Annotated in this window: 12 protein-coding genes; 5 read left to right on the top strand and 7 right to left on the bottom strand. The window is 44.5% G+C overall.

Features of this window, described 5'->3' with window-relative positions; translation table 11 throughout:
* Nucleotides 1–9: 9 nt before the first annotated feature.
* The 7 genes from FEM55_RS04260 to FEM55_RS04290 form a co-directional block, all read right to left on the bottom strand.
* Nucleotides 10–651: a hypothetical protein gene (locus FEM55_RS04260; protein ID WP_138280050.1), complete on the bottom strand. Its 642-nt coding sequence runs from the start codon at nt 649–651 to the stop codon at nt 10–12.
* A 694-nt stretch (nt 652–1,345) separates the two neighbouring features.
* Nucleotides 1,346–2,425, bottom strand: coding sequence for an alpha/beta hydrolase (locus FEM55_RS04265; RefSeq protein WP_138280051.1), 1,080 nt, complete (start codon nt 2,423–2,425; stop codon nt 1,346–1,348).
* A 14-nt stretch (nt 2,426–2,439) separates the two neighbouring features.
* Nucleotides 2,440–3,600 carry an esterase gene (locus tag FEM55_RS04270; protein ID WP_138280052.1) on the bottom strand — a complete coding sequence of 387 codons (1,161 nt, stop codon included), beginning with the start codon at nt 3,598–3,600 and terminating at the stop codon, nt 2,440–2,442.
* A gap of 107 nt (nt 3,601–3,707) precedes the next feature.
* Nucleotides 3,708–5,906 (bottom strand): alpha-galactosidase, encoded by a 2,199-nt coding sequence (locus FEM55_RS04275; protein WP_308420188.1) that lies wholly within the window; start codon nt 5,904–5,906, stop codon nt 3,708–3,710.
* A 24-nt stretch (nt 5,907–5,930) separates the two neighbouring features.
* Nucleotides 5,931–6,311: a carbohydrate-binding protein gene (locus FEM55_RS04280; protein ID WP_138280054.1), complete on the bottom strand. Its 381-nt coding sequence runs from the start codon at nt 6,309–6,311 to the stop codon at nt 5,931–5,933.
* Entirely contained in the window at nt 6,308–8,572 is a 2,265-nt protein-coding gene (locus FEM55_RS04285; protein ID WP_171036460.1) for a PQQ-dependent sugar dehydrogenase, read from the bottom strand. Before FEM55_RS04285 ends, FEM55_RS04280 begins: the two co-directional genes overlap by 4 nt.
* Before the next feature lie 150 nt (nt 8,573–8,722).
* Nucleotides 8,723–10,027, bottom strand: coding sequence for a serine hydrolase domain-containing protein (locus tag FEM55_RS04290; RefSeq protein ID WP_138280056.1), 1,305 nt, complete (start codon nt 10,025–10,027; stop codon nt 8,723–8,725).
* Nucleotides 10,028–10,552: 525 nt separating this feature from the next.
* Here FEM55_RS04290 and FEM55_RS04295 point away from each other — a divergent pair.
* The 5 genes from FEM55_RS04295 to FEM55_RS04315 all read left to right on the top strand — a co-directional run bounded on the left by FEM55_RS04295 (nt 10,553) and on the right by FEM55_RS04315 (nt 13,944).
* The gene (locus FEM55_RS04295) at nt 10,553–11,164 is read left to right on the top strand and encodes a hypothetical protein (RefSeq protein WP_138280057.1); all 612 of its coding nucleotides are present in this window, start codon (nt 10,553–10,555) and stop codon (nt 11,162–11,164) included.
* Between the two features lie 280 nt (nt 11,165–11,444).
* Nucleotides 11,445–11,708 (top strand): type II toxin-antitoxin system HigB family toxin, encoded by a 264-nt coding sequence (locus tag FEM55_RS25370; RefSeq protein WP_138280058.1) that lies wholly within the window; start codon nt 11,445–11,447, stop codon nt 11,706–11,708.
* Between the two features lie 450 nt (nt 11,709–12,158).
* Nucleotides 12,159–12,359: a hypothetical protein gene (locus FEM55_RS04305; RefSeq protein WP_138280059.1), complete on the top strand. Its 201-nt coding sequence runs from the start codon at nt 12,159–12,161 to the stop codon at nt 12,357–12,359.
* 105 nt (nt 12,360–12,464) lie between these two features.
* Complete coding sequence (locus FEM55_RS04310) at nt 12,465–12,890, top strand: TetR/AcrR family transcriptional regulator (protein ID WP_138280060.1); 426 nt, start codon at nt 12,465–12,467, stop codon at nt 12,888–12,890.
* Nucleotides 12,891–13,065: 175 nt separating this feature from the next.
* Nucleotides 13,066–13,944 (top strand): alpha/beta fold hydrolase, encoded by an 879-nt coding sequence (locus tag FEM55_RS04315; RefSeq protein WP_138280061.1) that lies wholly within the window; start codon nt 13,066–13,068, stop codon nt 13,942–13,944.
* The last annotated feature ends 32 nt before the right edge of the window (nt 13,945–13,976 follow it).

Raw genomic sequence — 13,976 nt, forward strand, 5'->3', positions numbered from 1 at the left:
ATACGCCCTCTAATTAGCAAACCGGTATTTTAAAGCAACAATGCCTTGAAAATATCCGATAAACGGATCTGATTGAGCAGAACCTGCACCAGGCTGGTAATTACGTTCTCTTCTTCCAAGATAATTGTTTTCCCGAATAACAAACGACTTCTGGACACCCCAATCCAGTACAAGTAATCTGGATATGGTATGCTGAAATCCGATGATGGCAGCAGGAAATAGAACCGTTCCCTTTTTTAAGACAGGCATATAGGTTTCCAAAAACCCCGAATCTGCTGACAGCTCCTGCTGCAAAGCTGTTTGCCGATACTGTGACAAGACGAGAAAGGCCCCTATGAAGAGTTGGTTTTTTTTCTGCTTACCCGAGATCGATGCCGGATAGAGCCTTGCTCCTGCTTTTAGAAAAGTTCCGGATGTTCTTCTCTGACTAATGCCGTCATATACTTTATAATTTACCAAACCAGTATGACCCGTTTTAAAAGTATGTCCGAAATTAAGGTCCAGTGAATATCCTGAATGACGTCTAAATTCTGAACTGATCTCGGCAGACCTGGCTATGAAAGGAGGAATGTTAATTCCAACGCTCGTTTTCCATTGTGCATGACTTATTGCCGAGGTCAACAAGAACATTGATAAAAAGAAAAGTTTCATGGCAGAAATTTTTTCATAACGACACCAATGAATTCAGTTTAGTTGCCTTTGCATTGAATTACAAAAGATTTTAAAAAGGTTATCAACTGTAAGGGCTGCAAGTAGCCTTGAAAAAAATCTTAAAACCCATAATTGACGATTAAAATAATTAACCCTTCTATTCTCCAGAAAAGACCAATTAAACTCAGAATTGGATTTGTAACTTGATAAACTACAATTAGCCTAACATATCGCAATTACTTTTCAGCTTTACAGAATCTGCTTTAAATGATCAGAATTTTTAATTATTTTATCATACAGGGAAAATTTTCATAGTAGCATTTGTATATACTTTCACAAGCTTGTGAACCGGTCCAATCCTTGAAAAGTAGGAAGTAATCAAGATCAAAGCGCTCAATTTCTCGAAAAAAGTTATTCATACTACTGTACCTGGCAAATCCAATGAGTTATCGGCAGATTTCTTTGCTGGCAGTTAGCTTTTGAATCGTCTCAGGTTAAAGAGCATTTATGACGAATACAATACCGTGGCTACTTGCTTGCATTTAAGATCATGCATGAAGACAACCGATTGACAAAAAATGAGATCAAACAACTGGTTTAAGACTCTATTGAAAGCATAAATTTTCTATACTGAATCAACTCAGACTAAATGTCTGCCAATGTGTTTTTCTGCCCATGTTTTTTTGCAATAAACTCAATTTTTGAAAATCTCCTGCAAAGTCGTAGCAAGATACTGCTTACAATTCATCCAGGTATGTCCGCCGAGGACGATATAACTTTTGACACGGATCTTTTTGTCCTCAAACATCGCAATGTTCTTTTTCACACTTTCATATAAAAAATCATCCGTACCGACACTGATGGTGAACAGCTTCAACTGGCTGTTGATTTTGTTCGCATCGGGGGCGTAATTCGAAAAGTTCTTTTGAAATTCTTCCGTTGCAGTGTACGGTGCGTACGAACAGATGTAAGCAAACTTGTCTGTATTCGTAAGCCCAATGTTCAGCGTTTGTCCGCCGCCAACGGAGAATCCGGCAATGGCCCGATGCTTGCTATCAGTGAGCACCGGGTAATTCGATTCAACAAATGGAATAATATCGCTGACGACGTCTTTGGTAAAATCTGCCATCGGAGCCGGTCTTACATTGCCATAAGGCATGACAATAATCATTTCAATTGCTTTGCCCTGCGAAATCAGGTTGTCTGCAATAAAATTCGCACGCCCTACTTTCGTCCACGTTTCTTCCGTATCCGACCCTCCATGAATGAGATAAAGTACCGGATATTTTTTTGTCCCGTTTGGCTTGAATCCCGGAGGCGTATACACGAGCATTTGCCGGGTTGTGCCGAGCGTTTTGGACTGATAATACCGATAGCTGATTTTTCCATGCGGCACATTCTGTAACGAATGAACCAACGGCGTTTTACCGGGAATCTCTACAATACTGCGCTTAAACCGTTCATTTGTAAAAATTTGCGTGTTACTTGGATCGGCCAGCTGCACACTGTCTACGGTAAAGGCATAGGGATAAATATCGGGCTTAACCGGCCCCACGGTAACGCTCCAGATGCTCGAGGTATCTCTGATCATCGCTTGCGGAGCAGTCAGGAACTCCCCGCTTACCATCACCTTTTGTGCCTTTTTTGAAAAATATTTGAATGTTATCCGATTATCGGCATGCACTTCGGGTGAACTGAGGGATGGTGGCCGCTGGGCCATGGAGGCAACCGGACCGAGCAGAAATGTGATGATAGCAAAAATGACGTATTTCATCGCTGTTTGTTGGTTCATTTGAAGAGTAGCTGAGCAGTTTCCATCAAATAGGTCTTCACGTTGATCCAGGTGTGACCTCCGCCGGTTATCATACTTTTATAGTTGATCTTTTTTACGCTGAGGTAATTCAGGAATGTAGCCACGTCTTTGTACATAAAATCTTCGGTGCCCACTCCTACCCACAGCATTTTCCATTGCTTGTTGGTTTTCTCCGGATTAGAAATAATGGACGCATAAGTGCCTTCCAGCTCGCTGGTGGGTAAGTTGGCGCTGTATGCACAAATCCACGAAAATGTATCCGGGTTCCAGAAGGCAGTGCGCAAGGTTTGTCCGCCGCCGCGTGAAAAACCACCGATCGCCCGGTTGTCCTTATCTGCAAGGGTACGATACGTTTTATCCACGTAAGGAATCACATTTTGGATCAGATCCTGCTCAAATCGCCGCATTCTAACCATTGCGTCCGGACTGTCCCGGACAGGATCAGCTGGTTTTGGGTTGCCTGTCTGCTCGGCTATTCGGGCTTCCATGTTCCCGTAAGGCATGACCACGATCATGGGTTTTGCTTTGCCTTCTGCAATGAGGTTATCCAGAATGAAGTTGGTGCGGCCAGCCTTGAAGAAGGTTTCCTCCGTGTCGGTTGTCCCGCTTATTAGATAGAAAACGGGATACCTTTTACCAGGATTCTGATCATATCCGGGCGGTGTGTAAACCACAACGGTGCCTGTTGTACCTTCCACGGACGGATAATATTCATAATTTACCGAGCCATGAGGCACATCACGAAGTGCATGTATCGTAGGCGTAAAGCCAGGAACCTCGAACAGGCTCGACTTGAAGCGTTCATTCGGAAAAAAATCTTCATTGGCCGGATCCATGACACTGATGCCGTCCACTACAAAATTGTAGGAATACACATCGGGCACGACCGGCCCCACGGTCACGCTCCATATCCCAATGCTATCTTTGGTCATCGGCGCATTGGAAGCACCAAACAATCCTCCTGCCAGCTTTACCTCTTTTGCCGCTGGCGCCAGATATCGGAACGTCACTTTTTTGTCAGGCAATACCTGGGGCGACACGATGAACGGGCCTCTCGGAGGCTGTGCTTTTCCAGCCAGGCATAAGCCCAGCACCATCCATAAAAATAATAGCCGGGAAACCGTGGTAATGTGCATAACAGGTGGTCGTTGAATTTTATATAAAAAAATTTCTGAGCAAAATGACTGGATCGTGTCGTAATTGAACCTTCAACCAATACAGCATTTGAATGAACTGTCTCGCGCTACATGGCTTCAATCTCGATCACCACACTGGTTCTCCGCGCATTTACAACCGGATTAAACCCGGCTGTCATCAGATATTCTCCTGAGTATGTCTGGTCTTCTTTAATCGCGGATTTGGTGTCGGGATAGAGGTTCAATTCTTTCACTTTGTAATTTTTGGAAGGGTCCAGACCTTGCAGGCGGATCGGTGTATCGGAGCCGTCACCGTTTCTGTTTCCTACGAGGTAAGAGAACAGGATCGCTTTGGATTTGTTTTTTGCAGCAAACATCAGCGCGGCGTAATCATTTTTCTTTGGGTCCACCAACCGGAAAAGGTCACCCTGGAAAATAATGTCTTTCACAGCATTATAGGTAGAAACGGCTTGCTGGCTGAATTTAAAATCCTTTTCATTCAAATGTCCCACCACAATGTCATAACCCAAACGCCCCATCATAGCTACGTCCGTACGGAATTTTAAGGGCTGTTTTCCCCAATCCGTTACGTGCGCACTCTGCGTAATGGCCGGAAAGAAATAGGAATATTCCCACTGCATAAACACCCTTTCCAACGGATCGGTATTATCGCTGGGCCAGAATTCTGTGAAATATTTAAGTGCTTCATAGTCTGCACGACCGCCGCCGCCGGAGCAAAGCATCATCGGAACTTTGGGATATTTGGCCCGCAGCTTTTCCAAAACTTTATACAACCCTTTTACATAATCCACATAGAGCCGGGATTGCATTTGTTTGGTTTTTTCGAGATAAGGGGAATAGGCGTTAAAAGTGACTGCATTGCAATCCCATTTGATATAGGCGATATCCGGATTTTCCGTAAAAAGTTTGTCCAGAATCCCGTAAACAAAATCTTGCACTTCGGGATTAGATAAATCCAGCGGAAGCTGATTCCGCATGTAATGTTCGGGGCGTTGCGGCTGTTTGATCACCCAATTCGGATGTTTCTCGTACAATTCGCTCTTCGGGTTAACCATTTCCGGCTCTACCCAAATCCCGAATTTGATGCCTGTCTTTTGTGCTTCTTTGACCAGATAACCAATTCCGTTCGGCAATTTTTTTACGTTTTCCTGCCAGTCTCCCAAACCGGCGCCGTCGCTGTTGCGCGGATATTTATTGGCAAACCAGCCGTCATCAAGCAGGAACAGATCGACCCCTAATTTTTTACCATCTTTGAAAAGCTCAGCAAGCTTGTCCTGGTTGAAATCAAAATAAGTGGCTTCCCAGTTGTTCAAAAGCGTCATTCTTGTGCCTTCCCCATCCAGGATCCTGTATTTTCTGGCCCAGTTGTGCAGGTTGCGGCTGGCATCTCCTTTTCCATTTTCTGAAAAAGTGTAGATAAAAGAAGGCGTTTTGAATTCCTGCTTTGCAGCAAGCGGATATTCCGACGCAAAAGGATTGATCCCGGCAATCAGACGTAAATTATGGTAAGAATCGACTTCAAATTCCATCTTGAAATTGCCCGACCACGCCAATGTTCCCAACAGCACTTTGCCTTCGGTTTCCGTTGCCGGTTTGTCGAAAGACAGCGAAAAACTGGGTGGCTGAAAAAGATTGGCGCGCGTTCCCAGTTTGGAATCCAGAACGCGGATCCCGGCGGTCAGCAATTCTTCTTCCGGGTTCATTTCTTTTGCCCAGGTTCCATTGTAATGTGTTAAGTAATAATCCTTTGCAATGAAATACAGATTGGCCGACGCATATTTTTCAAGCGTAACCGGTTTCTTCTCATCACTCCGGATCACACTCCATTGCTCCACCACATTCTCCTGAATGTATGTTTTGTAAAAAAGGGTTACCTCCACAGCATAAACAGGATCTTTCAAAACAATGCTGGTAACAGCCACATTATCATTCTCTTTCGCCGTTTTATGGCTCACATACACCAGATCCAGTGACTTATTGCCATCGCCATGCGTCAGCTGCAAAGCCGGTTCGGACACGCTCCAAGTTCCGGCTGGCGTGTAGGCGGAGTTATAAATCCCCGCATTGCCATCGTGTTGACGGCTTTGCGATGGAATGAGATTGTATTCGGTTGCCTGGCTTAATTTCTTTCCGAAATAGATGATGCCGAGATGATTTTCTTTGTCCGTTTGCAGCACCAAAGCATTTTGCCTGGTTTCTATCGGGATAATAACAGGCGCATTTTGCGCAATGGAAGCTGCTCCGCCAAGGATCAGAAAGATGGAATAGATAAATTTTTTGTACACTACTAAATGATTTTTATGCATTGATTAATCCCCCTCGCCGAACCGAATCGCCTTGATTCGAATGGGCGCTCCGTTAAATACCAGATATAAGTCTTTTATACCGCTTACTGAACCCGGAGTAATATTAAAAGACATTTTATCCGTGTATTCTCCCGAAAATTTCCCCAAAAGAAATCCATCCGGAGCATTAGCATGCATCTCAATGGTTCCCGAGGGCGGTGTGCCTGCATTTCTGCCGCCAGCACGGATGATTTCAATTTGCTTAATGCCTGTTAAGTCAATTTCTTTCAGCCTGAAAGATGCGCCGGCATTCCGGACGAATGCCATTGTGCTATCATTGTTAAAACCCATTTCTTTGACCTGATCTGCAAGCGATATGGGCACAACCGGATTCCGGAGAATCACATTGGCCTCCGAAGATTGCGGGGATGCTGTTTTTGTGCCGTGGTCCGTGTAGGCGGCGCGGAATATGAAGCTGCCTTCTGTATCGCCTTTCGGAACGGCGGTGGTATAGGTCCTTTTACAGGCAGTGTTTTGGCAGGCTTGGGCGCGTCCGACAAGCTCATGATGTAGCGGACGATTCCTTTCACATCGCTTTCCGCCATGGTCGGGTGTGCGGGCATAAATGCATCGCCCCATACGCCTGATCCGCCATTCAATATCTTCTTGGACAAGGATGTTACCGCAGTTGGATCACCTTTGTATTTTGCCGATACAGCCGTAAATGAGGGGCCGAGCACCATTTCTTTAATCGCATGACAAGCCTTGCAATCGCCATTATTGATCAGTGAAATGGCAGTGGCGTATTGCGCCGAAGCATCGACGCTCATTTGCTTTTGGGCAATCCGCGTCAGGTTAAAGCCCTCCGAAAGATAGTTCGTACTGACAGAAATCTGAGAAGGCAATATTTTCTTGTTTGCAAGGCTGCCATCTTCCTTGTCGCTTACACGCACCTCGTAATCAATGCTTTTTCCCGGAAAATAGAAGGTAGCATTTCCTTTGGTAACCTTAAATTCTACCACCGGAGGCTCATTACCTGCTTTGATTTCAACTGATTTGGTATTTTTTTCGCCGGCTTTGTCCGTCACCGTCAGCGTTGCCTGGTAAGTGCCCGGTGTTGTAAACGTGATGGACGGATCGGCCTCTTTGAGTGTTTTGAAAACGGCATTGTTTTTCCGGATCACCCATTCATATTGCAGCGCATCGTCTTCATCAAAGTCCTTGGTTCCTTTGGAAGACAGCGTAACCTGCAAGGGAAGTGCTCCCGCCGTTTTACTGGCTGAGGCTTCTACCGATGGTTTTCTGTTTCCGCTGTTATACTCGATCCGGATCAGCTCGGCTTCGGGGTTATCTTTGAAATAGCCGTTTCCATATTCAAGTACATACAGATCGCCGTCCGGCCCAAATTTCATGTCGATCGGCCCTTTTAATTTCAGATCAGGAAGAAAGCGCTCCATGGATTTGTAATCGCCATTTTCCTCCATTTCCACCACATTGATCCAGCCGCGTACCCAGTCGGTAATGAACCATTTGCCTTCATAATATCCGGGAAATAACCGCGCTGCGTTTTTGAAATCGTCTTTCCGAAATACCGGCCCGCCTACTGCGCTGTTGCCACCGCTTTCCATCAGCGGAAATTCCTGGCTCTGCGCTTTGGAATACCAGATAAATGCAGGCTGTGCAGCCGGAAGTTCCTTTAAGCCGGTGCTGTTTGGGGAATTGTTAACGGGATGTGCAGGGTCAAAAGGCGCTCCGGAAACTTTGGTGGCGAAGTCGTATTTGACGTAAGCTTTATTATTGGCCACAAAATACGGCCAGCCGTAAAATCCCGGTCCCTTAGCGCGGTTGAATTCGTCATAGGATTGCGGGCCGCGTTTTTCGAGGTCGTCACGGGACCCGTCCGGGCCTACTTCTCCCCAGTAAAGCCATCCGGTTTTCGAGTCGATTGTCGGGCGCCAGGGATTTCTGTTGCCCATCGTGTAAATCTCGGGTTTGGTCTGCGGCGTTCCCGGAGGAAAAAGATTGCCTTTTGGAATGGTGTATGATCCATCATTTTCAGGATGGATACGCAGGATTTTTCCTCTCAAATCATTGGTGTTCGGGGACGATTTCTGAGAGTCGCGGGGCGACTCTCCCGGTCTTTCGTCAAGAGGGGCAAAACCATCCGAAGCACGGGAAAATGTGTTGTCTCCCGTAGTCAGATACAGATTTTTGTCTTTGTCAAAAAGCATTCCTCCGCCTACATGGCAGCATTCTTCACGCTGAACCGGCACTTCCAGGATCACTTTGCGCGAGCTTTCCAGCAGCTCTTTTCCATGCCATTCGTAACGCACAAGCACGTTTTTGGCCTCGTCGCCGGCCAGGGAATAGTAAATGTAAATCCAGTGGTTTTGATCATAATCAGGATCCAAGATCACGCCCTGCATGCCATCTTCGCCTTCCGTTACTTCGCCTGCTTTGTTAACGTATTTGGTGCTGACGGCAAACTCCGCCACCGTTTCCATGGCTTGCGACTTTGGATCGTACACCTTCAACTTCCCTTTCCGCTCGGCATAGAGCACCCTGCCGTCTTTCAAAACCTGAAACTGCATAGGCTCTTCAAGCCTTTGAGCAAGAACCACTTTGGTAAACCGGTTGCTTTCGGGCTTTTTAGGTGTTTGGGCCAAAGAAATTTCCGCATTTGTAAAGAAGCCAAATAATGCGGAGACAAATAAGCCGGATTTTATCATTCTATATCCCTTCCGGAAATCACAAGATTTTAACATTCAAATGATGTTTAGATAAAAGTCAATATTATAAATTTTACAGCTGACGGGTTATTTAAAAAGCTGATAGGCTTTGCTTAGAAAACGCGGATAAAGCGGCTCGTGCTTCGGCATGTTCAGGTAGAACAGGACGATCATATTATTCTCAGGATCAATGATATATTCTGTTCCATACAATCCTCCCCAGGCAAAAGCCGTGTTGGAAACCTCAGGAGCCGGTTTCTTCTCCGCATTGTAAAGCTCAAACCCAAGTCCAAACTGAAAACCCTTGCCGCCCGAATTCTCCGCAGGCAACCGGTTGACTTTGGTCATCAGCTCAATGGTTTCCGGTTTCAGAATCCGCTTGCCATTGAACTCGCCTTTATTCAGAAGCATCTGACAGAATTTTGCATAATCTCCGATCGGTCCGTTGAGCCCGATCGCGCCCTCGGCGTAGGTTTGATCCGTGCTGATCGTCGTCTCGCTGTATTTGTTGGATTGGGGAACGAGCTTGCCGTCGATGTCGCTGTACGCTTTGACAAACCGGTTCATTTTTGATGGTTCGTAATACCAGTCGGTTTCGGTCATGCCCAGTGGATTCAAAATCGTTGTTTTGACATACTCACGCAGACTTTTTCCGGATATCAGCTCCACCATATAAGCCAGCATGTTGGTGCTGATGTGGTAATTCCACTCACTGCCCGGATCGAAACCCAGTGGATACTTTGCAAGCGCGATCATTTCTTCTTTCAGATATTTGGCCGTGCCAACGCCGCCGGTTCGTTGTCCGGGGCCTGCCGGCGCGTTACTTCCTGCCGCAGCATTACGTTTTTCCATTTCAGCACGCCGTGCCTTTCCCACCACTCCGGCACCAATTCCGGAAGAATGCGACATCAGATGGGCAAACGTCATGGGCGTTTTCACAGGCCTGGTTTCAAATGTCCCGTCTTCTTTCACAGCCGTTGCGACCTTGTCGGATATTTCTGGAAAATATTTGGAAACCGGATCGTCAACCGAAACCAAACCCTTCTCCACCAGCGTCATAAAGGCTACGGTTGTTACGGCTTTGGTTTGTGAAAAGAGAATGTAATAATCGTCCACAGAAGCAGGAACATTGTTTTCAACGTCCTTATATCCAAATGCTTTGTTGTAAACCACATTTCCACCTTTGGCTACAAAACCGACGATGCTGCTCGCTTTTTTCTGATCGATAAAGCTTTGCAGGAGTGAATCAATGCGCTTCGTTTTTGCATCGCTGGTGCCAGCTGCTTTCAGGTCAGCATTGTAATGTAATTCCTGCGGAACTGCGGATTTCTGCTGCGCTACTGTGCAGTTGAATGCAGCTAAAAGCGCAATGCTTAAATAAATTTTTTTCATTGGGTTAAGGCTAGATGATCACGGTCTATTTTTCACCAACAAATTTCAGCATATCTACCGATTCTATTGACACTCCGGAGTATGCAATCAAACTTATTTTTCCGCGCGCAGCTGCTTTTGGAATATTAACAACCAGCTGACCAGGCGCTTTGCTCACGAACTGTGTGATTGGCTCAGTCACTCCCGTAAACAGCACGCCCATTGTCAGGTCCAGATTGGTGCCTGTTATAGTCAGGTTTTTCCCGAAATGAAAGACCTACCTGACGGTACTACTGTTCGGATAAAAACTTTATAGATATTTGCTTTAACTATTTTCAGCTTGGTGCTTTGACTATCCTGTGCGAGTTGTGCAACAGCTACGGACGTTTTGTGATTTTGTAAAATAGGCCACACAAGTAATTTTCCAACCTACTTGCTCTACAACAATACAAAATACGTATTTTGTATTGCAAGTGCGTTAACCGGCGAGTTGGTGGCAAGGCTAAGCGACACACCTACGGACAGACAAATTCAGGTATTACAAAAATGAAAATAGTTTTTACAATAATCGGACTGATCATCTTAGCAATTGTGATTTTTGCAGTTTATAGACTTGTGACTGTTAGACGACAAAACAGCAAACTCAATGCCGAACGTTTTAATAGAATCAAAGACCTCTACGAAAAACTTGAAAGTGGACAAGAATTGATAGACAATGACGTCTTCCCTTTTGCAAAAAACATATTGACAAGACAAACAACATTTGAACTTTTAGCTGACCACAACAAAACATATCTTTTTCCGAAGGAGTATAATACGTTAATAAAAGGGGCTGAAAGTAATCTTGCTAATTGGTTGGAATTCCCAACTGAACTGGATGCTTGCCCTGATGAAATTCAACATATCAAGCGAGTGACTTTTGACTTTGACGGACAGAATAACTTTGTTCACTATGAAGTTTTTAAGTATAGAGTGAACGAACCTCACTGGGCAGCAAAAGAGGGCTGGATTTTAGGTGTTGTTGGTCCATATTTTGACGACAGCAAACCTTTTGACTTTCCACAAGCAACGTTTAGCAGAGTAAGTAGCACACTGGACAAAGTAACGCCAGATGAAGAAGCAAAATGGGTACACAAGAACATTGCAAACAAACAGTAGTGAGAAGCCCCGCCACCAACAAGGGGTTTGAAATCATCAGGACGGAAGTATAAAGGCTCAGGTTTAGTTTTTCAATTTATCTTTAGCATATCGCTGGGCTGACGTTCCCTGATCTTCTACAACGCCAAGCCCTGAAACGTACGCCGCCATGCTGGCAGAAAAGTAGCCATGAGACTTAATTGGTGACAGGTTTTTGTTTCGGTGTTTCATCCATTGGTACGAAACCAAGAACTTCGCCAAAACCGCTGCTGCTCTCTTGTTCCCTTAATAATCACTTAACTTGAAAGGAAATAAGAATAGAAGCATCACTTTTGTTTTGGTGCATCGACCAATAGTTTATACCAGGTGGATCGGTACACATGCTGAGTACGACAAAATTGATGCACATACCATAAAAATTATCCTTGTCGTTCAAAAAAAGATACATCAGAATTGCCTCACAAGGAGCACAGAAACTCCTGTAAAAACGTCCCGGAATTATCAAAATGCACTTAATCGCATTATGAGTTGCTTACTCCAAGTGCTGCTCCTTATTCCGGATTAGACGATCAATCAGACGTCATTAGTACCTTAGGTGCACGCTCAGGAACAAACGCACAATGCTATACCTCATCCAGATCCAGTTGATGCCATCAAACATTTGATGGAAGACAACGGGTAAAAGAATAAAGATCTGGAGCAATACATTAGGCCTGAGTCAAAAATATCTGAAATACTCAATCGAAATCGGTACCTTACTTTTCAGCAAATTCATAATCTACACAAACACTCAGGATTACCTTTAGAAATATTAAATAATGAAAAAATGCTACAGGCAGCATAGGTATGCAATCCTAAATGTGTTTTCAAGATTGTGTCTTATTATGAAATTAAAAATTGGACTACCCATTATCCTTGCAGCATTTTTTATTGGCTGCAGGGATGGTTATGATGTTAAGCCTCTTCCCCCTTATGAATGGTCGAAACCTGTCTGTGACACTACTTTAAAGGTGGTATGGCAGAAAATAATATCGAAGGACTCAAGGGAAAAACACTCTCTAAGTTTTTAGCCAAAGTTGTCCACTTTCTGCTGACGATTTACACAATCCATGACTTTGCAATAAAGCAATCTTTTACTCTTTTTTTATCAGAATATGCCGGTATTACCAAACAAATTGCTGCAAAGAAGCACTGTTGGATTTTGTATATCAAATGACATCTCTGAGGAAAGCGAATCAGTGGTTTACTGCATACCATAACTACTTCTTTTAATAATTATCCGCATTTCACATAAATGTGAAATATATCTTGTATTTGTGCTATGAAAGATACAAAGGCACAGATAGTCGAGTCTGCCATTATTGTTTTTAATACAGATTTTTCAGCTTCACTGGATATGGTCGCGGAAAAAGCTGGTGTACACCGGCGAACGCTGCACATTTACTTTGGTAGTCGGCAAGCGTTGATTGAATGTTGCAAAACTGAAATGATGACGACTTGCCAACATGCTATGACAATGGCCTATGAAGCTTCAGTTGATCCTGTAAAACAACTTGAATTGATGCTGTACGCTGGCATTGAGTGTGGTGCCAAATATGCATTTTTGGATAAATTTACGGGCATACTGCATATGGCGGTATCGCACAGGATGAGAAAAACGGCACATACGACACCATCAAGTCCAAATGGTTCAACGTGGTTGCTTCCCTTCAGCAAATGGGCCTGGTCAGCCAGCAGCTCACAATAGCATGGATCTTTGCCTTATTTGGCAGCATGATCACCAATACGATCAATGTAAGCCATTCAGGCGATGTTGCTCAAAACGATATCAAACGTTTTGCATGGTATTCGTTCAGCAAAAGCATTGGTTTGTAAAAATGCTGTTGACTGAAATATAATGTCTTCTAACAAATAAAAACTAAATGAGTGATCAAGAACTGCTCCGGGCACTTCCGGGCTTTGAGAATAAATATTTCGACGTGAATGGTACAACCTTGCATATTGTCGAAGGCGGTTCGGGGTACCCTTTGCTGCTACTTCCAGGTTGGCCGCAGACCTGGTGGGCTTACAGCAAGGTCATGTCCATCCTGGCGAAGTATTTTCAGGTTATTGCTGTTGATGTGCGGGGTATGGGCAGTTCATCCAAGCCGGAAACAGGTTATGACAAGAAAAATATGGCCCTTGATATCTATGAATTGGTACAGCAATACGAATTCGAAAAGGTATATATAGCCGGCCATGATATAAGTACCACCATTGTCCACAGTTTTTCTTCTCAATTTCCTGGCATAACAGCCAAAGCAATATTTTTAGACACGATTCCCATCGACGAGAACATACATCGTGTTCCCATGCTTGCGCCGGCAGGTTACCCGGCGGGCGCGGTTTATCCCTGGTGGCTTGCATTTAATCAGGTTCAGGGTTTACCAGAAAAGCTGCTTGAAAATCGCAGCCGTATTCTACTGGATTACATGTTTGATATTCTCAGCTTTGACAAGAGTACGATAACAGAATACGACCGTTTGGTGTATGCGGCATCTTACAACCAGAACAGTAACATCCGGGCAGCCAACGGGTGGTACCAAGCCTTTGCGCAAGATGCCATTGACAGTAAAAGTTATCAGAAGTTATCAATGCCGGTCCTGGGTATCGCAGGTGAAGGAAATAACATGCTCGAAACCGGACTACAAATCATTGCCGGACACTACCAATGGCATACCATACCTGAAACCGGACATTTCCTTATGGAAGAAAGACCTCGTGAAGTAGCTGAACTGATGATCAGATTTCTTAATGAGTAAACAGATGGAAATGACTATTTTGCTGTGGCCAA

Source organism: Dyadobacter sediminis (assembly GCF_005860765.1).
GTDB classification, from domain to species: Bacteria; Bacteroidota; Bacteroidia; order Cytophagales; family Spirosomataceae; genus Dyadobacter; species Dyadobacter sediminis.

Bases quoted from the DNA above. Each gene is read 5' to 3' on its own strand.
- FEM55_RS04295 (WP_138280057.1), top strand. From the start codon at position 10,553: ATGAAAATAGTTTTTACAATAATCGGACTGATCATCTTAGCAATTGTG.
- FEM55_RS04270 (WP_138280052.1), bottom strand. From the start codon at position 3,600: ATGCACATTACCACGGTTTCCCGGCTATTATTTTTATGGATGGTGCTG.
- FEM55_RS04290 (WP_138280056.1), bottom strand. From the start codon at position 10,027: ATGAAAAAAATTTATTTAAGCATTGCGCTTTTAGCTGCATTCAACTGC.
- FEM55_RS04260 (WP_138280050.1), bottom strand. From the start codon at position 651: ATGAAACTTTTCTTTTTATCAATGTTCTTGTTGACCTCGGCAATAAGT.
- FEM55_RS04315 (WP_138280061.1), top strand. From the start codon at position 13,066: ATGAGTGATCAAGAACTGCTCCGGGCACTTCCGGGCTTTGAGAATAAA.
- FEM55_RS04265 (WP_138280051.1), bottom strand. From the start codon at position 2,425: ATGAAATACGTCATTTTTGCTATCATCACATTTCTGCTCGGTCCGGTT.
- FEM55_RS04305 (WP_138280059.1), top strand. From the start codon at position 12,159: ATGGCAGAAAATAATATCGAAGGACTCAAGGGAAAAACACTCTCTAAG.
- FEM55_RS04310 (WP_138280060.1), top strand. From the start codon at position 12,465: ATGAAAGATACAAAGGCACAGATAGTCGAGTCTGCCATTATTGTTTTT.